The sequence below is a fragment of the Lentzea sp. NPDC051213 genome, from assembly GCF_044455585.1.
Classification (GTDB): Bacteria; Actinomycetota; Actinomycetes; order Mycobacteriales; family Pseudonocardiaceae; genus Lentzea.
In genome coordinates, this window is the sequence record NZ_JBITEX010000001.1 from 1,312,118 (window position 1) to 1,336,636 (window position 24,519).

The 24,519-nt window shown below is 69.1% G+C and carries 25 protein-coding genes; 7 read left to right on the forward strand and 18 right to left on the reverse strand.

Annotated elements, in window-relative coordinates; all coding sequences use genetic code 11:
* Nucleotide 1: 1 nt before the first annotated feature.
* Both ACIA8G_RS05655 and ACIA8G_RS05660 read right to left on the reverse strand, forming a co-directional pair.
* A complete protein-coding gene (locus ACIA8G_RS05655; protein WP_396417068.1) occupies nt 2-1,033 on the reverse strand; it encodes an oxidoreductase family protein in 1,032 nt (343 codons plus the stop codon).
* Complete coding sequence (locus ACIA8G_RS05660; RefSeq protein WP_396417069.1) at nt 1,026-2,141, reverse strand: TIGR03857 family LLM class F420-dependent oxidoreductase; 1,116 nt, start codon at nt 2,139-2,141, stop codon at nt 1,026-1,028. The genes ACIA8G_RS05655 and ACIA8G_RS05660 overlap by 8 nt, the downstream gene beginning before the upstream one ends.
* A 101-nt stretch (nt 2,142-2,242) precedes the next feature.
* Between ACIA8G_RS05660 and ACIA8G_RS05665 the strand changes: the two genes are divergently transcribed.
* Complete coding sequence (locus ACIA8G_RS05665) at nt 2,243-3,199, forward strand: spirocyclase AveC family protein (protein ID WP_396417070.1); 957 nt, start codon at nt 2,243-2,245, stop codon at nt 3,197-3,199.
* Nucleotides 3,200-3,236: 37 nt separating this feature from the next.
* On the opposite strand, the gene ACIA8G_RS05670 is transcribed toward ACIA8G_RS05665, so the two are convergent.
* Together ACIA8G_RS05670 and ACIA8G_RS05675 are read right to left on the reverse strand one after the other, a co-directional pair.
* A complete protein-coding gene (locus ACIA8G_RS05670) occupies nt 3,237-4,031 on the reverse strand; it encodes a class II aldolase/adducin family protein (protein WP_396417071.1) in 795 nt (264 codons plus the stop codon).
* Nucleotides 4,032-4,056: 25 nt separating this feature from the next.
* Nucleotides 4,057-5,553 (reverse strand): succinic semialdehyde dehydrogenase, encoded by a 1,497-nt coding sequence (locus ACIA8G_RS05675; RefSeq protein WP_396417072.1) that lies wholly within the window; start codon nt 5,551-5,553, stop codon nt 4,057-4,059.
* 126 nt (nt 5,554-5,679) lie between these two features.
* Here ACIA8G_RS05675 and ACIA8G_RS05680 point away from each other — a divergent pair, with 126 nt between their 5' ends.
* Genes ACIA8G_RS05680 through ACIA8G_RS05700 form a run of 5 tightly spaced genes read left to right on the forward strand, consistent with a single transcriptional unit; the run spans nt 5,680 to nt 11,269 of the window.
* Nucleotides 5,680-6,651 carry an SMP-30/gluconolactonase/LRE family protein gene (locus tag ACIA8G_RS05680; protein ID WP_396417073.1) on the forward strand — a complete coding sequence of 324 codons (972 nt, stop codon included), beginning with the start codon at nt 5,680-5,682 and terminating at the stop codon, nt 6,649-6,651.
* A 20-nt stretch (nt 6,652-6,671) separates the two neighbouring features.
* Nucleotides 6,672-7,478 carry an SDR family NAD(P)-dependent oxidoreductase gene (locus ACIA8G_RS05685; protein ID WP_396417074.1) on the forward strand — a complete coding sequence of 269 codons (807 nt, stop codon included), beginning with the start codon at nt 6,672-6,674 and terminating at the stop codon, nt 7,476-7,478.
* A 47-nt stretch (nt 7,479-7,525) separates the two neighbouring features.
* Nucleotides 7,526-8,704 (forward strand): amino acid deaminase/aldolase, encoded by a 1,179-nt coding sequence (locus ACIA8G_RS05690; protein ID WP_396417321.1) that lies wholly within the window; start codon nt 7,526-7,528, stop codon nt 8,702-8,704.
* A gap of 28 nt (nt 8,705-8,732) precedes the next feature.
* Nucleotides 8,733-9,956 (forward strand): MFS transporter, encoded by a 1,224-nt coding sequence (locus tag ACIA8G_RS05695; RefSeq protein WP_396417075.1) that lies wholly within the window; start codon nt 8,733-8,735, stop codon nt 9,954-9,956.
* A gap of 8 nt (nt 9,957-9,964) precedes the next feature.
* Nucleotides 9,965-11,269: a D-arabinono-1,4-lactone oxidase gene (locus ACIA8G_RS05700; RefSeq protein WP_396417076.1), complete on the forward strand. Its 1,305-nt coding sequence runs from the start codon at nt 9,965-9,967 to the stop codon at nt 11,267-11,269.
* Here ACIA8G_RS05700 and ACIA8G_RS05705 read toward each other — a convergent pair.
* The 3 genes from ACIA8G_RS05705 to ACIA8G_RS05715 form a co-directional block, all read right to left on the reverse strand.
* Nucleotides 11,246-11,845 carry a TetR/AcrR family transcriptional regulator gene (locus tag ACIA8G_RS05705; RefSeq protein ID WP_396417077.1) on the reverse strand — a complete coding sequence of 200 codons (600 nt, stop codon included), beginning with the start codon at nt 11,843-11,845 and terminating at the stop codon, nt 11,246-11,248. The genes ACIA8G_RS05700 and ACIA8G_RS05705 overlap by 24 nt on opposite strands.
* Nucleotides 11,846-11,965: 120 nt before the next feature.
* Nucleotides 11,966-12,352 carry a hypothetical protein gene (locus ACIA8G_RS05710; RefSeq protein ID WP_396417078.1) on the reverse strand — a complete coding sequence of 129 codons (387 nt, stop codon included), beginning with the start codon at nt 12,350-12,352 and terminating at the stop codon, nt 11,966-11,968.
* 161 nt (nt 12,353-12,513) lie between these two features.
* Entirely contained in the window at nt 12,514-12,915 is a 402-nt protein-coding gene (locus ACIA8G_RS05715; protein ID WP_396417079.1) for a nuclear transport factor 2 family protein, read from the reverse strand.
* Between the two features lie 352 nt (nt 12,916-13,267).
* Between ACIA8G_RS05715 and ACIA8G_RS05720 the strand changes: the two genes are divergently transcribed.
* Nucleotides 13,268-13,519: an STAS domain-containing protein gene (locus ACIA8G_RS05720; protein ID WP_396417080.1), complete on the forward strand. Its 252-nt coding sequence runs from the start codon at nt 13,268-13,270 to the stop codon at nt 13,517-13,519.
* Here the strand turns inward: ACIA8G_RS05720 and ACIA8G_RS05725 are convergent.
* The 11 genes from ACIA8G_RS05725 to ACIA8G_RS05775 are packed head-to-tail and all read right to left on the reverse strand — an operon-like array spanning nt 13,494 to nt 24,518.
* Complete coding sequence (locus ACIA8G_RS05725; protein ID WP_396417081.1) at nt 13,494-14,447, reverse strand: AraC family transcriptional regulator; 954 nt, start codon at nt 14,445-14,447, stop codon at nt 13,494-13,496. The two genes, ACIA8G_RS05720 and ACIA8G_RS05725, sit on opposite strands and share 26 nt — an antisense overlap.
* A 54-nt stretch (nt 14,448-14,501) precedes the next feature.
* The gene (locus ACIA8G_RS05730; RefSeq protein WP_396417082.1) at nt 14,502-15,407 is read right to left on the reverse strand and encodes a PrsW family intramembrane metalloprotease; all 906 of its coding nucleotides are present in this window, start codon (nt 15,405-15,407) and stop codon (nt 14,502-14,504) included.
* On the reverse strand, nt 15,404-17,083 hold the full coding sequence (locus tag ACIA8G_RS05735) for an FAD-dependent oxidoreductase (RefSeq protein ID WP_396417083.1): 1,680 nt from the start codon (nt 17,081-17,083) through the stop codon (nt 15,404-15,406). The genes ACIA8G_RS05730 and ACIA8G_RS05735 overlap by 4 nt, the downstream gene beginning before the upstream one ends.
* Nucleotides 17,061-17,324, reverse strand: a complete 264-nt coding sequence (locus ACIA8G_RS05740) for a UBP-type zinc finger domain-containing protein (protein WP_396417084.1) — start codon at nt 17,322-17,324, stop codon at nt 17,061-17,063. The genes ACIA8G_RS05735 and ACIA8G_RS05740 overlap by 23 nt, the downstream gene beginning before the upstream one ends.
* 42 nt (nt 17,325-17,366) lie before the next feature.
* Nucleotides 17,367-17,807 (reverse strand): thioredoxin, encoded by a 441-nt coding sequence (gene trxA, locus ACIA8G_RS05745; protein ID WP_396417085.1) that lies wholly within the window; start codon nt 17,805-17,807, stop codon nt 17,367-17,369.
* Nucleotides 17,804-20,431: an ATP-dependent chaperone ClpB gene (clpB, locus tag ACIA8G_RS05750; RefSeq protein ID WP_396417086.1), complete on the reverse strand. Its 2,628-nt coding sequence runs from the start codon at nt 20,429-20,431 to the stop codon at nt 17,804-17,806. Before clpB ends, trxA begins: the two co-directional genes overlap by 4 nt.
* A gap of 7 nt (nt 20,432-20,438) precedes the next feature.
* Entirely contained in the window at nt 20,439-20,732 is a 294-nt protein-coding gene (locus ACIA8G_RS05755; protein WP_396417087.1) for a chaperone modulator CbpM, read from the reverse strand.
* Nucleotides 20,732-21,613: a DnaJ C-terminal domain-containing protein gene (locus ACIA8G_RS05760; RefSeq protein ID WP_396417088.1), complete on the reverse strand. Its 882-nt coding sequence runs from the start codon at nt 21,611-21,613 to the stop codon at nt 20,732-20,734. The genes ACIA8G_RS05755 and ACIA8G_RS05760 overlap by 1 nt, the downstream gene beginning before the upstream one ends.
* 6 nt (nt 21,614-21,619) lie before the next feature.
* A complete protein-coding gene (locus ACIA8G_RS05765) occupies nt 21,620-22,105 on the reverse strand; it encodes a nucleotide exchange factor GrpE (protein ID WP_396417089.1) in 486 nt (161 codons plus the stop codon).
* Nucleotides 22,106-22,110: 5 nt separating this feature from the next.
* Entirely contained in the window at nt 22,111-23,988 is a 1,878-nt protein-coding gene (gene dnaK, locus ACIA8G_RS05770; protein WP_396417090.1) for a molecular chaperone DnaK, read from the reverse strand.
* A complete protein-coding gene (locus ACIA8G_RS05775) occupies nt 23,988-24,518 on the reverse strand; it encodes a general stress protein (RefSeq protein WP_396417091.1) in 531 nt (176 codons plus the stop codon). Before ACIA8G_RS05775 ends, dnaK begins: the two co-directional genes overlap by 1 nt.
* Between the last annotated feature and the right edge of the window lies 1 nt (nt 24,519).

Genomic DNA, 24,519 nt, shown 5'->3' on the forward strand with positions numbered 1-24,519 from the left:
GTCACACGCAGGCGATGCTGTCCAGGTCACGAATCGCGGCACAGGCACGCGTGGCCATGACCGCGAACATGCGATCGCCGCGATCGGTGCGCTTTCCGTACGCCAGCCCGAAAACGCTGATGAGCGGCCCCTGCAGCATGGCGAAGCGGTAGTCGTCCCAGCACTGTTCGTAGGTGAAGCCGGCGGTTACGTCCGGACCGAGTGCGCGGTGGTAGGTGCCGACGAGATCCTGCTCGTTGTTCCGGCGAGCCGCGGGCTCCAGGCTGGTGGCCACGAAGTACGCCAGGTCGCGCGCGGGAAGCGCCAGCGACAGCGTCTGCCAGTCCACCGCGTGCACAGCCGCACCGTCGTTCGGCGAGAAGAGCAGGTTGTCGACGCGGTAGTCACCGTGGACGAGGGCGAAGCGTTCGGCGCGTCCCAGGGCCCATTTTTCCAGGACTCCAGGGATCTCCCGCAGGGTGTCGCGGTCTGCGGGGGCGAGCAGCCCGCCGACCCGGTCGAGGAACACCTCGTTCGCCGGGCCGTAGAACTCGGCCAGCGCGGCGGCGTCCGCGAGACCGTTGAGGCCGAGTCCTTCCACCCGCAGGAGCGTCGGGTCGCACCAGCGAGGTCCGTGCAGGCCGGCGAGGTTGACCACCGCGTCGTGCGCCTGCGCGATCGAGCAGCCGATGAGCTGGTCACCCTGCCGGGACGGCGCCAGATCTTCCAGCAACAGCACGAAATCCCCGTCATCCGCGCTGTCGTGGTGGTAGCAGGCCGGTGCCCGGACGTTCACGGTGTTCGCGATGTCACGGTAGAAGCACACCTCGACGCGGTAGGTCCCAGCCAGGAGCGCGCGTGTCGCGGGGTCGGCAGCGGGCAGTTTGATGATGACCCGGTTCGGTGTGCCGATCCCGTGCAGGGCGAGGCGGTAGCAGGTACCGATCTGGCCGGTGCCGACCGGCTGCGCCGTGAAGGACTTCACCGTGCGGCCCAGTGCCCGGCTCAGCCACGCGGGCGTCACCTCGTCGATCAGAACGGGGAAGTCACGCATTCGCTGCCCTTCCAGGGTTGGCCGGGAGGTGGTCGAAGGTGTTCGAGGGCCTGACGTCACGCCACGCGTCCAGCACGGGTGCGAGCTCGTCCGGGGTCGCGCCGTGCAGGATCACCCCGTCGGCGCCCGCGGCGAACTGGTCCTTGACCCGCACGGCGCAGGTCGCTGCGTCTCCCTGCGCACTGGCCGCCAGCCACTCCTCCGGGAGGACGTCGTCACGGAGGTGGGTGAGGTCGGCGACGGATCCGATGGCGTCGAAGGCGCCGGGGTAGCCGTGGACGAGCGGGTCCGTGCGGAAGCGGTCCAGCACGGCCTTGTCCCACCCGTTGGCGCGGACCAGCACTTCGCCGTACCCCTGCAGGTAGGTGGCGAGCCGGCCGACGATCTTGCGCAGCCGGAGTTCCTCCGGCAAGCCGTCGTGCACGGTCGCGAGCACGGACCAGATCCGCACCGAAGCAGGGTCACGACCCGCTTCCTCCGCCGAACGCCGGATGCGCGCGACCGACTTGGCGAGCGTCTCGTCGGTCATGAACGTGTGCAGCACGACACCGTCCGCCAGCCGACCGGCCAGGTCGAGAGTCCGTCCGCCGATCGCCATCATGAGCACGGGGACGTCTTCGTCGAAAGTGCTGTCCTGCACCAGGTAGGGGAACTTCCCGGCAGGCCCGTCATGGCCGATCACGGCTTCGCCGCGCCAGAGCTGGCGATAGATGCCCACCACGTCGACCAGTTGCGCACTGGTGATCCGCGGCAGCCCCATGACGTCGAACAGGGCGTCGAACCCGCGTCCCAGCCCCAGCGCGTAACGGCCGCCTGTCACGCGGTGCAGCGTCGTCGCCATCGTCGCCGTGACGAGAGGATGGCGGGTGTTGTGGTTGGTGGCGGCCGTGCCGATGCCGAGCCGCTCGGTGACCGCGCCTGCCACGCCGGCCAGAACTCCGGCGTCCTTCACGTTGAAGCGCTCGGACAGGAACATCGATCCGATGCCGAGTTCCTCGGCCCGCTTGGCCTCCTCGATGAGCTGCCGTGGCGTGGGACTGTGCCCGGCGAGTCCGAAGCAGCCGATCTCGGGGAGTCGCGCCACCGCGTTGGACAGGGGGATGGACATCTGTCCAGTCTGAGGTTCGGGTCTGCCGTTGGCAATAGGTCCACTAGTGGACAGGTGTCTGTACGACTGCCTAGAGTTGCGCCAACGCGAGGGAGCCTGCAATGACGCATGAGATCTCCGGCGCAGCACCGGTCTCGTCCTCTTGGCCTCGAGGCCGGATTCCGGTGGCCTGCCTGGCCATCGTGGGTGTCGTTGTCGTGGTGGCGCAGGTCTGGGGCTACACGGCTTGGTTGGTCTCCGCCGATTTCGTGCCGATCAGGTCGAGCGAGCCACTTCCCGGTGAGATCAGTGCGAACGTCGCCAGGGCTGAGCTGGCCGCTGTGGCAGGAGCCGCGTTGTGGCTCTCCTACGTGGTGTGGGACGTGGTGCGCAAGCGTGCGCTGACCTGGCCGCTGTTGTGGACGGTGGCCTGGGCGTCGGTCTTCTGGCAGGAGCCGATGGTCAACCTCCGCAACCACACGTTCAGCTTCAACAAGGCGTTCGTCAACCGGGGTGACTGGACGCCGCATCTGCCTTTCGTCCGGGACAGTTCGCCCCTACCTCCGGCACTGGTGATGGAGGGGCTCGTCTTCGTCTCCCTGCTGCCGCTGATCGCCGTGGCGACAGCGGGTTTGCTGCGAGTGCTCCGCCGGCACCTTCGGATCCCGGTGCTGGTCGTCCTGGTCGCGTGGTTCGCGGTGGCGGTGTTCAACATGGTCTTCGAGCGCTGGGGCATCGCACAGGGAGTGCTGTCGTACGTGGAAGTCGGCGGTCCCGCGTTCGACAAGGGAAAGCCGACCCAGTGGCCGATCTACGAGGGGATCGCTCTCGGCTTCGCCTGGGCGTTGCCGGGCATGGTGACGTTCTTCCGCCGGGACGCCCTCGATCCGGCGCGGCGTGAGCTCACGCCCCGCTGGTGGCGCGGCCGTCGTGCCACGCTCGTCACCCTCCTCGCCGCTGTCGGGTTGGTGAACCTGGTTTTCGGGCTCTACAACGCGGGCTACGTCTGGATCTTGGACGGGACGGTCGCGGAGATGCCTGCCTGGCTGGAGAAGCACGGCGCGTACGACCTGAAGTGACGACGTGAGGGGCCGGTCTGTGAACCGGCCCCTCACTTCAGTCGAACAGGTCCGGCTGTTCCGCCGTGATCTGATCCCAGAGCGGACGGAACTGGAACCAGCCCGGCAACGCGCCGGAGATCTGCGCACGCACCATCCGCGCCGTCTCGTCGTCGACGAGTTTCGGAGTTCCGGCGGCCATGGCCAGGAGCTGAGCCTGGCAGGACCGTTCCATGGTGATGAAGTACCAGGCCGCCTCCGCGACCGACGACCCGACCGTGAGCAGCCCGTGGTTCTGCAGGACGACCGCCTTGCGGTCGCCCAGCGCCACGCCGATGCGCCGGCCTTCCTCGGTGTCGTTCACGACGCCCCGGTAGTCCGAGTAGATGCCGTGGTCTTCGAAGAATGCGCAGGCGTCCTGGGTGATCGGCTCCAGCGGGATGCCGAGGCTCGAGAAAGCCTTGCCGTGCAGGGAATGGCTGTGCGCCGCCGCGACCACGTCCGGCCTCGCCCGGTGGACCTCGGAGTGGATGCAGAACGCGGCGGTGTTGACCGGGCGCCTGCCCTCCAGCAGGGTGCCGTCGTGGTCGACGAGGATCAGGTCCGAGACGCGGATCTGGCTGAACGACATGCCGAACGGGTTGACCCAGAACGCGGACGGGTTGCCGGGGTCGCGAGCGGTGATGTGCCCGGCGACGCCCTCGGAGAACCCGAACCGGGCGAACAGGCGGAACGCGGCGGCGAGTTCCTGTTTGCGGACCTGGCGCTCCTCCTCGATGCTCAGATTCTGTTGTGGCAGCGGCAGAAAGACGCCTTCGGGCAGGGTGCCGACGGACGCGTGTGGAGCAGTCATGGCTGGCCTCTCGGGGTCGGTGGGGTTACTTGTCGCGGCCGAACAGGCCGGTGCCGTACATGACGTCCACCAGCCGCAGGATGAACCGGTAGGCCGAGGGCTGGTACGGGATCATGTGCGGGTCCCGGCGCATCGGGAACCGGTTCGTGCTGATGGCCTGCAGCCGGGTGTACTTCCGGATGCCCTCGGCGCCGTGGCGCACGCCGAGCCCGGACTCCTTCCAGCCGCCCATGGGCAGGCCCATGGCCATGTAGTTGGTCTGGGCGTCGTTGACGGTGACGCAGCCGACCTCGAGCTGCTCCGCCAGCCGGCGAGCGCGCTTCATCGACGATCCGATGATCGACGCCTGCAGTCCGTAGCTGCTGTCGTTCACCAGCCGCACGGCCTCCTCGGCGGTGGCCACCTTCATCACGGGCAGCGTGGGGCCGAAAGTCTCTTCCCGCATGCACTTCATGGTGTGGTCGACGTCGGCGAGCAGGGTCGGTTCGAAGAAGCGGCCAGGGCCGGGAGAGGCCTGTCCTCCCACGAGTACGCGGGCTCCCTTGTCCACGGCGTCCTCGACGTGGCCGGCGATGACGGCCAGCTGCGGAGGGAAGGTCACCGCTCCCACGTCGGTGCTCCCGAGCCCGGCCGGCTTGCCGGAGGTGACCTGCTCGAACCGTTCGCACAGCAGGTCGACGAACGCGTCGTAGACGGGTTCCTCGACGTACACCCGTTCCACCGACGTGCACATCTGGCCCCCGTTGGACAGGGCGCCCTGGATCGTGACGTTCACGGCCCGTTCCAGATCGGCGTCGGCCAGAACGACCAGGGCGTCCTTGCCGCCGAGCTCGAGTGAGCAGGGGACGAGCCGCTCACCGGCTCTGGCCGCGACGACGCGGCCGGTCCTGGTCGAACCGGTGAACATCACGAAGTCCGCGGTGTCCACCAGGGCCTGGCCGGTGGCACCCGCACCGGTGACGACCTGGAAGACGTCGTCTGGCCACCCGCACTCCAGGGCCATCTTCTCCAGCAGCAGTGCGGTCAGCGGCGTGTGCTCGGAGGGTTTGAGGACGACCGCGTTGCCCGCGGCCAGTGCGGGGATGGCGTCACCGAACGAGTTGATCAGCGGGTTGTTCCACGGCCCGATGACTCCCACGACGCCGACCGGTACCCGGCGGGTGTACATGGCGCGGCCGAGCACGAACGGCGAGAGCGAACGGATCTTCGTGTCGGCGAGCAGGCGGGGCGCGTGCTTCGCCCAGTAGGCGAAGGCGCCGGCGCAGTAGACGATCTCGACGATCGCGTCCTCCAGCGCCTTGCCGTTCTCCGCGACGATCGAGCTCGCGATCTCCTGACGGTGCTTCAGCAGCCAGCGACGGCCGCGCGCGAAGAGTTCCGCACGGGTTCGGGCGCTCAGGGCCGCCCAGTCGGGCTGTGCTCGCCGGGCCCGTTCGACCGCCTCCGCCACCTCTTCGGCGGACGCGTCGGGAACGTGGCCGATCGCCGCTCCGGTGGCGGGGTTGTCCACTGCGATGTTCACGGCGACTCCTGGGCGAACGTTGACTTCGGTCCACCCAGAATGAGATGGTCGATTGTGCAAGTCAAGTGTCTTGGACAGATGACCTACTTCGCGGACGAACAGACTCGCCGGTCAGGAGCGTCAGAGATGCAACGGGTGGCGTCGATCACTTTGAGCGGGTTCGGTGTGCCGGAGTCGCTGCGCTGGCACGAGGGAGCCCTGTGGTTCTCCGACCTAGCGCACGGCACGGTGCACCGGTGGGGCGGCAGCGGGGAACCGGAGACCGTCCTGAAGGTGCCCGGCCGGGCCGGTGGGCTGGGCTGGCTTCCGGACGGCCGCATGCTCGTCGTCTCGATGGACGGCGGCCGCGTGTACCGCGTCGAGCGGGGCGGCGAACTGGTCGAGCACGCGGACATCCGGGACCTGGTCGGCGGTCCCGTCAACGACATGCTCGTCGATCCCCGAGGGCGCGCCTACGTGGGCAACTTCGGCTTCGACTACCACGCGTTCGTCCGCGAGAGCCCGAACTCCATGCTCTACGCGCCACCCGGCCCGCCGAAGGCGCTGATCGCCTGCCTCGGTCCTAACGGGACGGTGCTCGGTGCGACGGAGCCGACGCTCTTCCCGAACGGGTGCCTCCTCACGGCCGACGGCTCGACCGTCGTGGTGGCCGAGACCCTGGCCATGCGACTCATCGCTTTTCCCGTGCGCCCGGACGGAACCCTTGGCCCGTCCCGGGTCTGGGCTCCACTCATCTCGCCGGTCCTGTGGCACGCGGTGAACCACCCCGGGCTTCTCGGCCGGGCCACCCGCCGGATCTCGGCGCTGCTCGACAAACCGGCGATCGCCAGGCGCTCCTCGTCGCCGATCGCCCCGGACGGCATCGCCTGGGACAGCGACGGCGAGACCGTCTGGGTCGCGAACGCCTTGCGCGGCGAATGTGTGCGCGTGGCGGAGGGCGGCCGCGTGCTCGACCGGGTCAGGACGAGCCAGAACACGTTGAGCTGCCTGGTCGGCGGCCACGACGGACGCACCCTGTTCGCCGCGACCGTCCCGACCGACGACCCCGTCCGTGCCGCGGAGCTCGGCGGCGGCCGCATCGAGATGGTGCGCCTGTGAATCCCCGACCTGGAGAGCCCATGAAAGAGAACATCCTCGTGACCGGCGCGGCCAACGGAATCGGAGCCGCGATCGCGGAACTGGCGATCACCCGCGGCCATCGGGTGCTGCTGACCGACGTCGACGAACAGGCGGTGCGGACCCGAGCGCGCAGCCTGGGCGACCGGGCCACCGGGCACGTCCTGGACATCCGGGACCCGGCGGCCTGGGACAAGGCGTTCGACGTGGCGGAGGCCGAGTTCGGCGGCGTCGACGTCCTGGTCAACAACGCCGGGATCATCCACACCGGACACGCCAAGGACCTCAGTCCCCAGCAGCACCGCGACATCGTCGAGGTCAACCTGCTCGGCGCCATCACGGGCACCTGCACGGCGATCGAGCGCATGACGGCGCAGGGCTACGGCCACATCGTCACGGTCTGCAGCATGACGGCGTTCCTGCCGCTGCCTGGGTACGCAACGTACTCCGGCACCAAACACGGCCTGCGGGCCTTTCATCACAGCGTGGCCATCGAGGAACGCGACGGCCCGCTCGACTTCACGATCATCCATCCGCCGACCACGAGGACGGGCATGCTCGACCAGGAGATGGCCGACCCGGCCTGCGCCATCGCGTTCGCCGAGAAGTCCTATGCGCCAGAACGGATCGCCGTGACCGTGATCGACGCGGTCGCCACCAAACCGGTGGAGGTGGTGTTCCCGCCGCTGGGCGGGCGTTTCCAGCGGATCGGCGGTGTCTTCCCGCGCCTGATGCGCTGGGTGATCCCGCTCGCCGAGGCCCAGGGCCTGCGGCGCCGCGCACAACTCGTCGCCGCGAGGTCCAAGTGACGACCCGGCCGGCCCTGAAGCCGGTCACCGCCTTCGGTGAACGCCGCATGGCCCAGCTGCACAGGGCCACCGCATACCTGGACCCGCCGTTCGCCGTCGTGGACCTGGACGCCTACGACGCCAACGCCGCCGAACTGGTGCGCCGCACCGGCGGACGCGCCACCATCCGGGTGGCCAGCAAGTCGGTCCGTAGCCGTGACCTGATCGGGCGGGTCGCTCGAAAGCAGGGCTACCAAGGAATTCTCGCCTTCACGCTGCCAGAAGCGTTGTGGCTGGCCGAAGATCACGCGGACGTCGTCATCGGTTATCCCACCGCGGACCGCGCTGCTCTGCGGCAGCTGGCGAACGACGAACGGGCGGCCGCACGCGTCATGCTGATGGTCGACTCGGTGGAGCAGCTGGACTTCATCGACGATGCGGTGGGCCACCACAGGTCCCGGCTGCGCGTCTGCATCGACCTGGACGCCTCGCTGGAACTGGCCGGCGGCCGCATCCACCTCGGCCCCCACCGCTCACCCGTGCACACCCCGCAGCAGGCCGCCGCGTTCGCCAGGGCGATCGTGGCGAGGCCGGGGTTCCAGCTGGCCGGTCTCATGTCCTACGAAGGCCAGATCGCCGGTCTGGGCGACAACCGGCCCGGTTCCGTGCTCAAGCGTGCCGCGCTGCGTGCGATGCAGCGCCTGTCCGCGAGTGAGCTGGCCTTCCGTCGTGCTGCGGCCGTCGACGCGATCCAGGCCATCGCGCCGCTGGAGTTCGTCAACGGCGGCGGCACCGGTTCGGTGGAGCAGACGTCGGCCGAGCAGGTCATCACCGAGATCGGCGCCGGCTCCGGCTTGTACGGGCCGGGACTTTTCGACTTCTACCGCCACTTCCGGCCCCGGCCCGCCGCCCACTTCGTCATGCCGGTCGTGCGCAGGCCGACGTCCAAGATCGCCACCGTGCTCGGGGGCGGCTGGATCGCATCGGGTCCGCCGGGTGACGACCGGCTGCCCACGCTCAGCTGGCCCGCGGGCCTGCGGATGAGCCCCGCGGAAGGAGCGGGGGAGGTGCAGACACCGGTGCTCGGCACGGCGGCGCACGGGCTGCGGATCGCGGACCACGTGTGGTTCCGGCACGCCAAAGCCGGCGAACTGTGCGAGCGGGTGAACACGCTGCATCTGGTGTCGGGCAACGACATCGTCGACGAGGTCCCGACGTACCGGGGCGAAGGCCGCGCATTCCTCTGAGCTCGTCCACTCCTCTCCCGGAGGCCCGATGCATCCTCAGCCCGCTGCCCTCCTGTCAGTCCCCGTCTCGCGGCGCTGGACCACCCTGTACGCCCTGGCCTGGTTCGGCTTCTGGATGGCGAGCCTCGTTCCCCTCCAACTGCTGATCCCGCAACAGCTGGAGGCGATCGCCCCGGACTCGAAGGTGTCCGACTTCGCGCTCGTCAACGCCGTCTCGGGGGTGGTCGCACTGGTCGCCCTGCCCCTGTTCGGCACCCTGTGCGACCGTTCCCGCAGCCGGTTCGGCAGGCGAAGACTCTGGCTCGCCGCGGGCGCCGTGGCGTTCGCCGCCGGACTGATCGCCACCGGCCTGCAGACGACCGTGGCAGGGGTGAACGTCGCCTGGGCGCTGAGCATGCTCGGGCTCAGCGCGGCCACCGCCGGACTCACCGCCGTGATCGCCGACCGCGTCCCCGAGCATCAGCGCGGCATGATCTCCAGCGCCATCTACGGTCCCCAGGCTCTCGGCGTGGTCGTCGGCATCGCCGTCGTCGCGGTCTTCGGCCTGTCCACCACGTCGGGCTTCACCCTCATCGCGGCCCTGCTGATCGTGTGCACGGTGCCCCACCTGGCGGCCAGCCGTGACGTCCCCGGCACCGAGGCGCCGCTGAGCATCGGGAGGATGGTCACCTCGATGGGCCGCTCGCTCCGCAATCGCGAGTTCGTCTGGGCGTTCGGCGGGCGGCTGCTGGTCAACGTGGCGAACTCGCTGGGCACCTGCTACACGCTCTACTACCTCACCGACAGCCTGCAGGTGCCCGACCCGGCCGACGTCCTGCTGCTGTGCACCGTCGCGTATCTCCTCGCAGGGCTTCTCGCCACCGCCGTCGCCGGAGTCCTGTCCGACCGGCTGGGCCGGCGCCGGATCTTCGTCGCACTGGCCGCGTTGCTCCAGGCCTCCGCCGGTTTCCTCCTGGCGGCGTCGCCCACCCTGCCGACGACCGTGATCGCCTCCGCGTTGATGGGCGGCGGTTTCGGCGCCTACATGGCCGTCGACCAAGCGTTGATCACCCAGGTCCTGCCCGATGCCGCGAGCCGTGCCCAGGACCTCGGCATCATGAACATCGGCGCGGTCGTCCCACCGGCACTGGCTCCGCTGATCGCCAGCCTCTTCATCGACGAGGGACACGGCTATCCCGTTCTCTTCACCCTCGTCGGTGCGACCGCCGCCGTCGGAGCGCTGCTCGTCTACCGCATCCGTTCCGTCAGATAGGGAATGTCATGGCAACCACCCGCGATTGGCACAACTGGGCGGGCAACGTCACCGCGCGTCCGGCCAGGGACGTCGCCCCCGCCTCGGTCGAGGAGCTTCGGGCCGTGGTGCGTCAGGCAGCCGAGGACGGCCTGACGGTCAAAGCGGTCGGCAGCGGCCACTCCTTCACCCCGGTGGCCGCCACCGACGGCGTGCTGATCCGGCCCGACCGGCTGACTGGCGTGCGCGCACTCGACCGCGAAGCGGGCACCGTCACCGTCGAGGCGGGTACCGGGCTTCGCGCGCTGAACGTGGCGCTGGCAGGGGAAGGCCTGTCGCTCACGAACATGGGCGACATCATGGAGCAGACCGTCTCCGGGGCGACCAGCACGGGCACCCACGGCACTGGTCGTGACTCGGCCGCGCTCGCAGCTCAGATCCGCGGCCTGGAACTGGTGACGGCGGACGGCTCGCTGCTCACGTGTTCCGCGCACGACAACCCGGAGGTGTTCGCCGCGGCACGCATCGGGCTCGGCGCGCTCGGGGTGGTCAGCGCCATCACCTTCGCCGTAGAACCGCTCTTCCTGCTCACCGCGCGCGAGGAGCCGATGACGTTCGACGAGGTCACCGCGGCCCACGACGACCTCCACGCGGAGAACGACCACTTCGAGTTCTACTGGTTCCCGCACACCGACAACTGCAGCACCAAGCGCAACAACCGGACCGCCGGCCCGCGTGCCCCGCTGGGCAGGCTCAGGGGATGGGTCGAGGACGAGTTCCTCGCCAACGGCGTCTTTCAGGCACTCAGCTCCGCGGGCAGGGCTGTTCCGGCGGCCGTTCCGACGATCGCGCGGATGGTCGGCAGGGGCCTCACCACGCGGACCTACACGGACATCCCCTACCGGGTCTTCACCAGTCCGCGCCGGGTCCGGTTCGTCGAGATGGAGTACGCGGTCCCGCGTGCGGTGGTGCGCGATGTCCTGCACGAGCTCAAGGCGATGATCGACCGCTCTGATCTGCGCATCAACTTCCCCGTGGAAGTCCGAACCGCCCCCGCGGACGACATCACGCTCTCCGCCGCGTCAGGCCGCGACACCGCCTACGTGGCCGTCCACGCGTATCGCGGCACACCCCACTCGGAGTACTTCACGGCCGCAGAGCGCATCTTCACCGCGTACGACGGCCGCCCGCACTGGGGCAAACTCCACAGCCGCGATGCCGGCTACCTCGCCGGCGTCTACCCGCGGTTCGGCGAGTTCACCGCGCTGCGCGACCGCCTGGACCCGGATCGGCGCTTCGCCAACCCGTACCTACGCCGGGTGCTGGGCGAGTGACGTGAGGTGCTCGCCGGTCAGCCGGAGAACCGCGCGACTCTGCTCGCCGTCGCGGTCGACCAGCCAGCGCAGCGTGACACCGTCCAGCACCGCGTTGAGATAGCCGGCCAGCACCGGAACCGGCACGGCCCACTGGATTCCGGCGTTCTCGGCGGCGTCCACGAGCAGCTCCTGGTGGACTTCCAGGTAGTGCTGGTACTGGCGGCGGGCGAGCTCCTCGAACCCGGCCTGCCGCAACGCGTAGTGGGTGAGCTCGTAGCCCACCTGGTGGTCTCCAGGGCTGAGCTCCACGCCCTCCCAGAACGCGCTCAGGCTCTTGAAGATGCGGGTGCTGAGGTCGCCGTTCCCCTCGAACACCTTCCGCGCTTCGGTGACAGTGCGGTCCGTGATCCGGGTGATGACTTCCTGAAGCAGTTCCTCGCGCGAGTCGAAGCAGTAGTGGAAGGTGCCCAGCGTCATGTTCGCCTCGCTGACGACCGCGCGCGTCGTCGTCTTGGCGACCCCCTCGCGAACCATGACCCGCAGCGCAGCGGCGACCAACTCTTCCCGTCGATCCTTCGCTGCCATGCGGGACATCCGGTCCAGTGCTCCTTCGAGAGTGGGATGTGCGTCCCACTCAGTATGGCAGCGACTTGGACAGTTGACCAAAATTGAGTACCCCACGGATTCAACTGAACCCGTGGGGCAATTCACAGATCAGGCCCGGCCGGTACAGCGCGTACTACCCCCGTGGCGACCGCAGGCTCGCCACGGGCCGCCCCACTGACCGACCTCGGCCGAGTCGATCTGGTTGGCGCCCTGTGGAATCACGCGGTGCCCGTACTCGGTGCCCGCCGCGCTTTCGACCCAGACCGTGTCGCCCGCCTGTCCGTTGGTGATCTGCCCGTGCCAGCCGCCGTCACACACCCACAGAATGATCAGGGCGCCGCCGTTGTCGACCGGCGGTGCCGCATGCCGGCACGGTGCCTCGGCGCTGGCGGGCCACGGCCAGTCGCCGGCGGGCGCCGCGGAGGCCACCGAAGCACCTGTCAGACACATCGCTGCCGCAGCCGTGGCCACGAGCGACTTCTTGAAGAAATTCACAGCTGTCCTCTTCCCCAGTCGCGATCGCCGGCGGATCGGCGATCTGGTCAGAGGTCTAACGGAGATCGTTTGTTCGCGTTCGGTCCGGCGCCTTTGAACGACAGGTCGTGAACAACCGCCCAGCACTCGGTCCGGCGGGTCCGCGCCTTCCGCGTGCTGGGTCAGGGTGCGGCCAACGGAAGATCCAAGATGCCGGTGGCTTGTGACCAGACACAACGCCACGTGCCGCTGGCATTGGTGTAGACGTCGGTGTGCCAGGCCTCGTGCCGCGGGATGTCCGCGCCGTCGACGGTGAGTTCGATGACGCACCGGTAGCGGAGGACGACGACGTCGGTGCCGACGATCGCGTCCACGTCGCCGGTCAGCCCCAGTTCCCGGTAGGCGACCCGCCCGGTGGTGAGGAGATCCAGGTATTCGGCCTTCGTCCACACGGTGCCGGTCGGGTTGCACAACCGGTACTCCGCGGCGTGCAAGCGGTCGTAGGTGTCGCGATCCACGTCGAGGAGACATTGGATCCGGTCCTGCTCAGCCTTGATCACTTGGCCGGCCACGTCGTCGGTCATGCCCGCTCCTGTTCACTCGTTCGGTTCTGGTCGGCGACACACCCGTGCTGACACGGGCGTTTCGCGAGCCGGTGGGCGTCGGCGAGGAAACGGTTGAACTGCAAGGGAACTCTGCTGTGGAGGGTCAGCCAGGCTCGGGACTGCACCGCGATGAGGCCTGCCGCGAGCCCGAACAGGGTGCTCTGAACCTTCCACCCGGCCTTCACCCGTGTGATGGCCCACCGGCACCACCATTCGCACGTCGGGGAACCTCCGAAACGGATGACGACGAGTCGCCAGGCGGATAGTGCCAGGCAGGCAGAGGCACTTCACTGGACATGTGGATCTTGAGTTGTGCGAGGGCGGACCCGGCGTGGTGATCGCCGAGGTCCGTGGCGTGCTCGACGAGCGCTCGGCCCGGCGATTCGAGGAGGGTGTGCTGGCCGGGTTGGACCGGCATCTGGTGTTGATGGTGATGGATCTGCGCGAAGTGCCCGAGATCGACGCACCCGGGGTCGCCGCCATCGTGCGGGTCACCCGGCTCGCGGCCGCCCGCGACGTCGATGTGTTCGTCACCGGGAGCAGCGCCCTGCTGGGGTTCACCGGTGTTTGCGGCTTCTTCTGAGTGTCTCGGACGGTGTCTCCCCGAACCGCTGGCGATACGCGCCCGCGAACCGTCCCAGGTGGACGAATCCCCAGGACGCGGCGGCGTCGGTGACGGTCAAGCCCGGCGCCGCCGCTGTGAGGTCGCTGTGCACCCGGCCCAGTCTCACGTCGCGCAGGTACTTCGTCGGCGATGCTCCGGTGTGCACCTGGAACCCGGCTTGCAGTGCGCGCGCCGACACCGCGACCTCCGCCGCCAGGGAGGTGGTGGTCCACGGCTCATGTGGCCGTTCCTCCAGCAGCTCCACGGCCTGGCGCACCGGCCCCCGCGGGATGCTGCGCGATGTCACCAGGTCCTGGTGGTGATCGTGCCGCAGGGTGAGCAGCAGGCCGTCCAGCACGAGTTGCTCCAGCGTGCGGGCCGCGAGAGGGTGGCGGCGCAGCAACTCCGGCCCCTCGAACTCCCGCAGGAACGGGGCGAGCACGTCCAGCACGCCCGGCTGCGGTGCCGTCGAGAACTCGATCCGGCTCACTTGGTGCCCGAGCATGGCCGAGAGCCGTTGTTCCAGTGCCACCCGCTCCACCATGAGGCACAGCTGCGCGCAGTCGGCGCTCCATTTGATCGACGCGGGCTGACCTGGCGCGTATGCGACCGTCTCGGCGGCACCGGCGTCCACCGACCTGCGCCCGAACGACGACCGCGCGTGTCCCTCCACCGGCATGTCGAAGTGGTAGGCGACCGCGTCGGTCGTGCGCATGTCGACCTCCTGCCCGTACGCGAGGTAGGCGGCCGTGAGCGAGCCGAGCCGGACCGCGTTCAGCCGCATGTCGAGCGGTGTTTCGCGGCCTGTGGGCGCGATCTGGTGCGGCAGGAACAGTCGGGTGACCGAGTCCTCCGCTTCGTCGATCCGGGTCGCACGGGTCACCGGATGGTTGAGCAGTCTTTCCACGACTCACAGCATGCCCAAAGCGGACGGCAGGTTCCTCGCGGACCGTCTCACCGTTCAGATCGAGCCCGCGAGCGGGCCTGTTCGTACGCGGTAGACGCGCGACGGCGTGCGTGTCTCGCGGCGCGATCGGCGGACCAACGACCACAGCCACAGCAAGCCGACGGCGGAGATCAGCGCCAGGCCCAGCCAGGTGGCCACCGTGTAGGCGGTGACCTGGCTCGGCGTCGGCTCGGGAACGGCGCCGCGCAGCAGGACCTCGTACTGCCACGGCTCGCCCGTCAGCGCCAAGGTCACGAGGACCGCGATCATCGACATCGAGTCCCACAGAGCGTGCAGGAGGGACACCCCGAGGAAGGCGAACAGCAGCCGCCAGGTCAGCGCGAAATGGTGCCTGGTGCTCCACGCGAAGAGCGTGCCGCCGAGTATCGCGGTCCACAGGCCGTGCCCGACCGGTGCCAGCAGGCCGCGCAGCAGCTCGGTCGTCACCAGGTTCGACAGGGACAGCCCGGAGGCGGTGAACAACGACGTGAGCGCGTACCCGGCGGACTCGAAGGCGGAGAAGCCGAATCCGACCGACGCGCCGAGGATCATCCCGTCCCGCACGGACTTCACCGCGAGATGCCTGGTCAGCAGCGCCAGCGCGCCGAGTTTCACGGCTTCCTCGATCAGGCCCACACCGACGTACATCCACGCCGACGGGTTCAGCAGGTAGGCCTCCAACACGGAGGCGCCCAGCACTCCGAGCACACCACCGACCACGAACGTGCGGAACACCAGCTCCGCGGTGATCTCACCGGAGTCCCGGCGCGCGAACGCCCACGTCACGAACGTCACCGGCACGAGGAAGCTGCCCAGCAGCACCAGCGTGGGGAGCAGGATCGGGTTGCCGGTCAGGTAGGTGACTCCCACGGTGAGCAGCCACAGCACCAGGCCGGCCAGGAACATTCGCCGCCACGTCATGTCGTCGCTCCGAACGAGAGGTGTTCGTGGACGAGCCGGACCACCATCGCGCCCTCGCCGACCGCGGAGCCGACCCGTTTGATCGAACCGCTGCGCACGTCGCCGATCGCGAACACACCCGGCCGGTTCGTCTCCAGTGGGAACGGCCTTCTTCCCTTGTGCCACCAGGAGTCGTCGGTCGTGACGTGCTCGCCGGTCCGGACGAAGCCGTCCTCGTCGAGTGCGATCAGCGAGGAGAGCCAGGCCGTGCACGGGATCGCGCCGATGAACACGAACAACGCCCGCAATGGCAGCGTGCGCCGGTGGCGGGTCTCGTTGTCCTCGACGACCACGCCCTCGATCTTGTTGTCGCCCAGCAGCTCCACGACCTCGTGGTGCAGCAGGACCTCGATCCGCGGATGGCGCATCACGCGGTCGACCAGGTAGCGGGACATGTTCCTGTTCAGGTCGGCGTCGCGCACCACCAGGTGGACGCTGGGTACCCGGTCGGCGAGGAACACGGCCGCCTGGCCTCCCGAGTTGCCCCCGCCCACGATCGCGACCGGATTCGCCTGGCATGCACGGGCCTCGTGGATCGTGGCGGCGTAGTGCACGCTGGTCGCCTCGAAATCGGCGAGCCGGGGCAGGTCGAGCCTGCGGTAGCGCGCGCCTGTCGCGATCACCAGCGTTCGCGCCCGGACCTGTGACGAGTCGTCGAACCCCACCACGTAGTGCCCGTCGCGAGGGGAGAACGTGACAGCCTCCACCGACACGTTCACCGGCACGCCGAACTTCTCCGCCTGCAGCACCGCGCGTTCGGCCAGCTCCGGGCCGGAGATGCCGGCCGGGAAACCCAGGTAGTTCTCGATCCGCGACGTCGTGCCGGCCTGGCCGCCGGCAGCGATCGAGTCGACGGCCACCACGCCGAGTCCGTCCGCCGCGCCGTACACCACGGCCGCGAGGCCGCCGGGGCCCGCGCCGACCACGAGCAGGTCGGTCATGTCGCTCGGGGGAGACGAGGCGTGCAGACCCAGTACCTGAGCCAGTTTCCGGTTGCTCGGGTTGCGCAGCGTCTCACCGCCGGGCACCACCACCACGGGGCTCTCGTCGATGGTGACGCCGAACCGGCGCAGCAGTTCCTCGGCGTCGGTGTCCTTGTCGGTGTCGACCAGCCGGTGCGGGATCCGGTTGCGCGCGGTGAACTCCAGCAGCCGTTTGGTGTCCGGTGAGAAGCACGAGCCGACGACCTGCAGTCCACTGCCCCTGCCGATCAGCACCGCCCGGCGCATCAGGTACGCGCGCAGGACCAGGTCGCCCAGCACGGGGTCGTTGCGCACCAGTTCGCTCAGCCGGCCCGCGGTCAGCTGGACGACCTCGCCCGGCTGTGCGACGACGGTCGTCACGAACGACGGTTGCCCTTCCAGCAGACCGAGTTCGCCGAGGAACCGGCCAGGCCCGTGTACCCGCACGACCTCGCCGTGCTCCAGCGCGTGCACGACGCCGCTGACGATCACGAAGAAGTCGTGGCTGCGGTCGCCTTCGGCGTACAGCACCTCTGCCTGTCGTGTCGGACGCCGTGTGCCGTACTGCGCGACCTGGTCGATCTGATCGCTGTCGAGGCGGGGGAACGCACCGTGCTCGTCCGGCGTTTCCTGTGGCCCTGATGAAAGCTGGTCAGACGTAAGCCTGGTGGACATAACACCACCGCCAGTTCTCGCCGGGTTCAAAGGAACGCACGATCGGATGGCCGATGCCGATCGCATGCCTGCGCGCGTGCTTCATCGGCGAGGAGTCGCAGCAGCCGACGTGCCCACAGGTGAGGCACAGTCGCAAATGGACCCAAGGGCTGCCCGCGATGAGGCACTCACGACAGCCCTGCGGGGTCTGCGGCACGACTTCGCGTATCAGTGCGAGGTGCTCATCCACGGCCGTGGTCATCAGTCCTCCCGCATCACGTCTGTCGCAGCAGGGATCGGCTGATCATGTCCTGACCTCCGGAACGAGAGCCCCGTCCAGCCAGGCGCGCAGCTGGGGTGCGGGCACCGCGCCGGGTTGCCGCGCGATCACCTCGCCGCCGCGAAGGATCATCAGCGTGGGTATCGAACGCACGTCGAACCGTTGTGACAGACGGGATGCGCGGTCCACGTCCACCCGCACGAGCTTGATGTCGCCCGCCCGCTCGTGGGCGAGCTGGTCCAGCACCGGGCTGACCATCCTGCACGGTCCGCACCACGTCGCCCACATGTCCACCAGCACGGGAACATCCGCCTGCTCGGCCACCTCGGCGAAATCGTCGTCGAGCGCGTCGACGATCCACGGCAGCGGCCGGCCGCAGTTGCCGCACTTCGGCTTGCCTTGTGCGGCCACGGGTATGCGGTTGGTCCTGGCGCAGTTCGGGCACTTGATGTTCGTCGTTCTCATGCGGCGGCCCTGCTCTCCCCGGACGTGACGACGGACAGCTCGCCGTCCGCCACGTCCACGCGGATCGTCGTGTCCTCCGGCACGTCACCCGCTATCAGCGCCCGCGCCACGCGCGTCTCGACCTCGTGCGCGATGTAACGGCGTAGCGGCCGCGCACCGTAGACGGGGTCGAAGCCGCGCTTGGCGATGAACTCGCAGGCCGGGGGAGTGAGCTCGATGTCGATCCGGTGTTCGGCGAGCCGGGTGCGGAGCTCGGCGAACTGCAGGTCCACGATGCGTTCGATCTGCTCCAGCCGCAGTGGCGTGAACAGCACGATGTCGTCGACGCGGTTGAGGAACTCGGGCCGGAAGTGGTCGCGCAGTGAGGCCAGCACGGCCCCGCGCGCGTCCGGTTTGACCTCTCCGTCGGGGGTGACGCCGTCCAGCAGGTACTCAGAGCCGATGTTGGACGTCATGATGATCACGGTGTTGCGGAAGTCGACCGTGCGTCCCTGCGCGTCGGTGATCCGGCCGTCGTCGAGCACCTGCAGGAACGTGTTGAACACGTCCGGGTGCGCCTTCTCCATCTCGTCCAGCAGCACGACGGAGTAGGGCTTGCGCCGCACCGCTTCCGTCAGCTGGCCGCCCTCGTCGTACCCGACGTAGCCGGGAGGCGCGCCGACGAGCCGCGAGACCGTGTGCTTCTCCTGGTACTCGCTCATGTCGAGGCGCACCATGTTGTCCTCGCTGTCGAACAGCGCCGCCGCCAGCGTCTTCGCCAGCTCGGTCTTGCCGACCCCGGTGGGACCCAGGAAGATGAACGACCCGATCGGCTTGCGCGGGTCCTTCACACCGGCTCGCGCACGGATGATCGCGTCGGCGACCAGCCGCACCGCCTCGTCCTGGCCGATCACCCGCTCGTGCAGGATCTGGTCCAGCTTCAGCAACTTCTCGCGTTCGCCCTCCCTGAGCCTCGACACCGGGATGCCGGTCCACGCCGCGACGATCTCGGCGATCTCGTCCTCGGTCACCACTTCCTTGAGCAGCCGGTGCTCACCCTGTTTGCCGGCAAGGCGTTCCTCCTCCGACGCGAGCTGGCCTCCCAGCTCGGCGAGCTTGCCGTAGCGCAGTTCCGCGGCCCGGTTGAGGTCATAGGCACGTTCCGCCTCTTCGGCTTCCCGGCGCACGCGTTCCAGCTCGCCGCGCAGATCCTGCACGCGCCGGATCGCCTGTCGCTCGGCCTCCCACTGCGCGGTCATCGCGTCCAGCTCGGCGCGGAGGTCAGCGAGTTCCTTGCGCAGTGTGGCCAGTCGTTGTTCGCTGGCCTGATCGGTTTCCTTGGCCAGTGCGGCCTCCTCGATCTCCAGCCGGGTCACCCGCCGCGACGTCTCGTCCAGTTCGGCGGGCATCGAGTCGATCTCGGTGCGCAGCCGCGCGCACGCCTCGTCCACCAGGTCGATCGCCTTGTCCGGCAGGAACCGGTCGGTGATGTAGCGCCGGGACAGCACGACGGCGGACACCAGTGCGGCGTCCTGGATCTTGACGCCGTGGTAGACCTCGAGGCGTTCCCGCAGCCCGCGCAGGATCGAGATCGCGTCCTCCGGTGACGGCTCGGCCACGACCACGGTCTGGAACCGTCGCTCCAGTGCGGCGTCGGACTCGATGTGCTTGCGGTACTCGTCGAGTGTGGTGGCACCGATCATGTGCAGCTCACCGCGCGCGAGCATGGGTTTGAGCATGTTGCCGGCGTCCATCGATCCCTCGGCGGCGCCCGCGCCCACGACGGTGTGCAGCTCGTCCACGAACAGCAGGATCCGGCCCTCGGCGGCCTTCACCTCGGCGAGCACGGCCTTGAGCCGCTCCTCGAACTCGCCGCGGTACTTGGCGCCTGCCACCAGGGAGCCCATGTCGAGTGAGAAGACCGTCTTGTCCCTGAGGCCTTCCGGCACGTCGCCGCGCACGATGCGCTGCGCGAGCCCCTCGACGATCGCGGTCTTGCCGACGCCGGGCTCACCGATCAGCACCGGGTTGTTCTTCGTCTTGCGGGAGAGGATCTGGATCACCCGGCGGATCTCCGCGTCCCGGCCGATCACCGGGTCGAGGTCGCCGGTCCTGGCGTCGTTCACGAGGTCGCGGCCGTACTTCTCCAGGGCCTCGTAGGTTCCCTCCGGCGTGGCACTCCGCACGCGCTGGTTGCCGCGGATCCTGGTCAGACTCTCCAGGAACTCCTCTCGCGTGATGCCGTGCCGCGCCAGGACCTGGCCGGCCTTGGTGCTGTTGCCCTCCTCCGCCAGCGCGAGCAGGAGGTGCTCGACGCTGACGTACTCGTCCTTGAGCCGCTTGGCTTCCCGTTCAGCGGCATCGAGCAGGCCCAGCAGCCTGCGGGTGACGTTGATCTGTCCGGGTTGGACACCTGGTCCGGTCACCTTGGGGCGGCGGGAGAGTGCGGTGCGCACGTCTTCGTTCAGCGCCTGCACGTTCACGTCCGCCTGAGCGAGCAGGCGCGGCACCAGGCCGTCGGGCTGCTCGACCAGAGCCAGCAGGAGGTGTTCGCCGTCGGTCTCGGTGTGCCCGAGCCGCTGGGCGACCTCCTGAGCGGACTGCAGGGCCTCCTGCGACTTCTGCGTCAGCCGGTTCACGTCCATAGCCGGTTCACCTCCACGATGGTTCACTCCTGTGCACTTGTGCTTCCAGGACTCGGATCCGGTCGAGCAGGTCCAGCACGAGCCCGACCGCGTTGTAGTTGAGCGAGAGCCCGCCGCGCAGTCGCTGGATCCGCGCGATGCGGGCCACGGTGCCCGGCGGGAACCACAGCCGTCCGCCGTCGTCCACCGCGCACTCGATCAGCCCGAGCGCGGCGAACCGGCGCACCAGGTCCGGATGGAGTCCGGTGTGGACGGACACGCGGTCGACGCTGAGCCTGGCCGGTTTCGTCAGGACGTACATCACGAGCCCCTCGCATCGAAGTCGGAGACCGCGGACAGTTCCTCGAACAGCTCCCGTTCCCGCTTGCCGAGCGACTTCGGCACCATGATCTTCACGACCGCGTAGAGGTCGCCGGGTTTGCCGCGCGGGTTCGGCATGCCCTCACCGCGCAACCGCAGCCGCCGCCCGCTCGACGAGCCGGCGACCACGCGGACCTTCGCCTCGCCGCCCGGCGTCATGATCGGCACGGTGGCGCCGAGCGCCGCCTCCCACGGCGCGACCGGCAGGTCCACGACGACGTCGCGGCCTTCCAGCCGGTACCGGCGGTGCGGCGCGATCCGGACCACCAGGAAAAGATCCCCTGCCGCGCCGCCACCGGACCCGTGCCCGCCCTGGCCGGACAGCCGGATGCGCTGGCCGTCCACCACGCCAGGTGGGATCGTCACGTTCAGCTCGCGGTCGCCGATGGTCAGCCTCCGCTGGCCACCCTGGAAGGCGTCCTCGACCGACAGCGTCAGCTCGGCCTCCTGGTCGGCGCCCGGAATCGGACCACCGCGGCCACCGCGGCGGAAGACGCCGCCGAACAGGTCCTCGAAGTCGAAGTCCTCGAATCCGCCGTGGCCCGGCCCGCTCGTGTACACCGTGCGTCCCCGAGGCGCGCGTTCCCCGTAGTCCTCCGGAACGCGGCGGAAATCCTCGCCGAACTGGTCGTACCGCTTGCGTTGCGCCGGATCCGAGAGGACCGCGTAGGCCTCGCTGACCTCCTTGAACCGGTCCTCCGCGCCGGGGTCGCGGTTGACGTCCGGGTGGAGTTGGCGCGCGAGCTTGTGATACGCCCGCTGGATCTCCTCAGCGCTCGCTCCACTCGGCACACCGAGTGCTTCGTAGAAGTCCCTGGCCATCTCGGCTCACTCCCGCCGGCGCGACACCGCGACGGCGGCGGGACGCAGATCGCCGTAGCCAGGCCGCAGCACACGCACGACCGTGTTCGGCGGTGCGTCCGGGTCGTCCAGCACCGTCACGACCTCGTGCACGGCAGGGTCGAAGGGGACGCCGGTGGCGTCCTGGCGGGGGTAGCCGAGCCGGGCGAGCACCTCGACGGCCTGGTCGAGAATCGCCCGCACTCCTTGGGCGAACGCGTCGTCCGATGCGTGCCCGAGCGCGAGTTCCAGGTTGTCGAGCACCGGCAGCCAAGCCGCGGCTACCCGCGCGCGTTCGGCGGCGCGCTCGCGGTCGAGCTCCCGGCTGTGGCGCTTGCGCACGTTGTCCAGCTCCGCCATGGCGCGCAGCCAGCGGTCTTCCAGCTCGGCGAGGTCCGGGGCCGGCGCCTGATCAGGAGCGGCATCGGCCCCGGTATCGGCCGCGGAGTTCGCGGCGTTCCCCTGGGTGGTCATCCTGATCAGACCCGATCGAAGTCGGCGTCGATGACGTCGTCGTCCGAGGCATTGGCCGAGCCCCTGTCAGAAGACGGCGGTGGCGCGGACGACCGCGCCGCCATCAGGCCGTTCAGCACCTGGGTCAGCTCGTCGGTCAGCTCCCGCACCCGCTCCATCGGCGCCTCGTTCTGCAACGCCTCGCGCGTCTCGGAGACCAGCATCTCGGCGCGGGCCTTCTCGTGCACCGGTGCGTTGTCGCCGAGGTCGGACAGCGTCCTCTCGACCTGGTAGGCGATCGAGTCGAGGGTGTTGCGGGCGTCCACGGCCTCGCGCAGCCGCTGGTCCTCCGCCCGGTTCGCCTCGGCGTCGGTCACCATCCGCTCGATCTCGGACGTGTCCAGGTTCGAGCTCTCGCTGATGGTGATGCCCTGTTCCGCGCCCGTGTCCTTGTCACGGGCGGTCACGTTGAGGATGCCGTTGGCGTCGATGTCGAAGATGACCTCCACCTGCGGTTCACCGCGCGGCGCCGGCCTGATCCCGGTCAGCTGGAACCGGCCCAGCACCCGGTTGTCGGCCGCGCGTTCGCGTTCGCCCTGCAGCACCACGACGTCCACCGCCGGCTGGTTGTCCTCGGCGGTGGAGAACACCTCGGAGCGACGGGCCGGGATCGTCGTGTTCCGCTCGATGATCCTGGTCATCACGCCGCCGCGGGTCTCCACGCCCAACGACAGCGGGGTCACGTCGAGCAGCAGCACGTCCTTGACCTCGCCCTTGAGCACACCGGCCTGGACAGCGGCACCGAGTGCCACGACCTCGTCCGGGTTGACGCTCATGTTCGGGTCCTTGCCACCGGTCAGCCGGCGGACGAGCTTCTGCACGGCCGGGATCCTGGTCGAACCGCCGACGAGGATGACCTCGTCGATGTCGTTCGCGGACACCTTGCCGTCGGCCATGGCCCGCTCGACCGGGCCGAGGCAGCGTTCCACCAGATCGGCCGTGATCTGCTCGAACGTCGACCGCGTCACGGTCTCGGTCAGGTGCTTGGGACCGCCGGAGTCGGCGGTGACGAACGGCAGGCTCACCTGGGTCTGGGCGACCGAACTGAGCTCGACCTTGGCCTTCTCCGCCGCCTCGTACAGCCGCTGCAGCGCCTGAGCGTCGTTGCGCAGCTCGATTCCCGTGTCGCTCTTGAACTTGTCCGCCAGGTGGTCGACGAGCCTGCGGTCGAAGTCGTCGCCGCCGAGGTGGGTGTCACCGGAGGTGGAGCGCACCTCGACCACCCCGTCGCCGACGTCCAGCAGGGACACGTCGAACGTGCCGCCGCCCAGGTCGAACACGAGGACCGTCTCGTGGCCCTTCCGGTCCAACCCGTACGCCAGTGCGGCCGCCGTCGGCTCGTTGACGATCCGCAGGACATCGAGACCCGCGATCTTGCCGGCGTCCTTGGTCGCCTGGCGCTGCGAGTCGTTGAAGTACGCGGGTACGGTGATCACCGCCTCGCGCACCTTCTCACCGAGGTAGTTGCTCGCGTCGTCGACCAGCTTGCGCAGCACCTGTGCGCTGATCTCTTCCGGCGCGTAAAGCTTGTCGCGCACCTCGAATCGCACTGAGTCGTTCGGTCCTTGGACGACGTCGAACGTGACCGTCTTCGCCTCCTCGTCGACCTCCTCGAAGCGGCGGCCGATGAAGCGCTTGGCCGAGTAGATCGTGCCTTGGGGGTTCAGCACGGCCTGGCGCTTCGCCAGCTGGCCCACCAGCCGTTCGCCGCTCTCGGTGAACGCGACGACGGACGGGGTGGTCCTGGACCCCTCGGCGCTCGCGATCACCGTGGGCTGGCCGCCCTCCACGACCGCGATCGCGGAGTTCGTCGTACCCAGGTCGATCCCCACTGCCGTGGCCATTACGACGCACCCCCCGTGGGGGTCATGCCGGCGAGCAGGCGCTGTGCCTCGCCCGCGACCTCCTCGTCCACGACGAGGTCGTACCGGCTCGGGACCATCATGGTCACGGAGCTGAAGTCGCGCCTGCCGTGCTGCAGCGCGTAGAAGACCGCGCCCATCACAGCGCCGATGAGCGCGCCGAACACCAGGCCGTACAAGGCGAGTGTGAACGCGGCGACGAGCGGGTTGATGAGGTCGAACAGTCCGAAGATCCAGCCGAACAGCAGACCGGGAACGGCGCCGGCGGTGGCACCGTTCAGCAGTGCGCGGCCCCAGTTCATCCGGCCGACGACCTGCTCGACCATGCGGACGTCGACGCCGATGATCGCGGTCCGGCCGACCGGGAACTTGTTGTCCGCGAGGTGGTCGACAGCGCGTTCGGCGTCGCGGTAGTTGGTGAAGGACGCGATCGTGCGCCGCTGCGACGCGCTCTGAGCGATGTGACCGCTGGTGTCAGCGTGTGTATCTGCACCCGCGTGATGAGTGGTCATG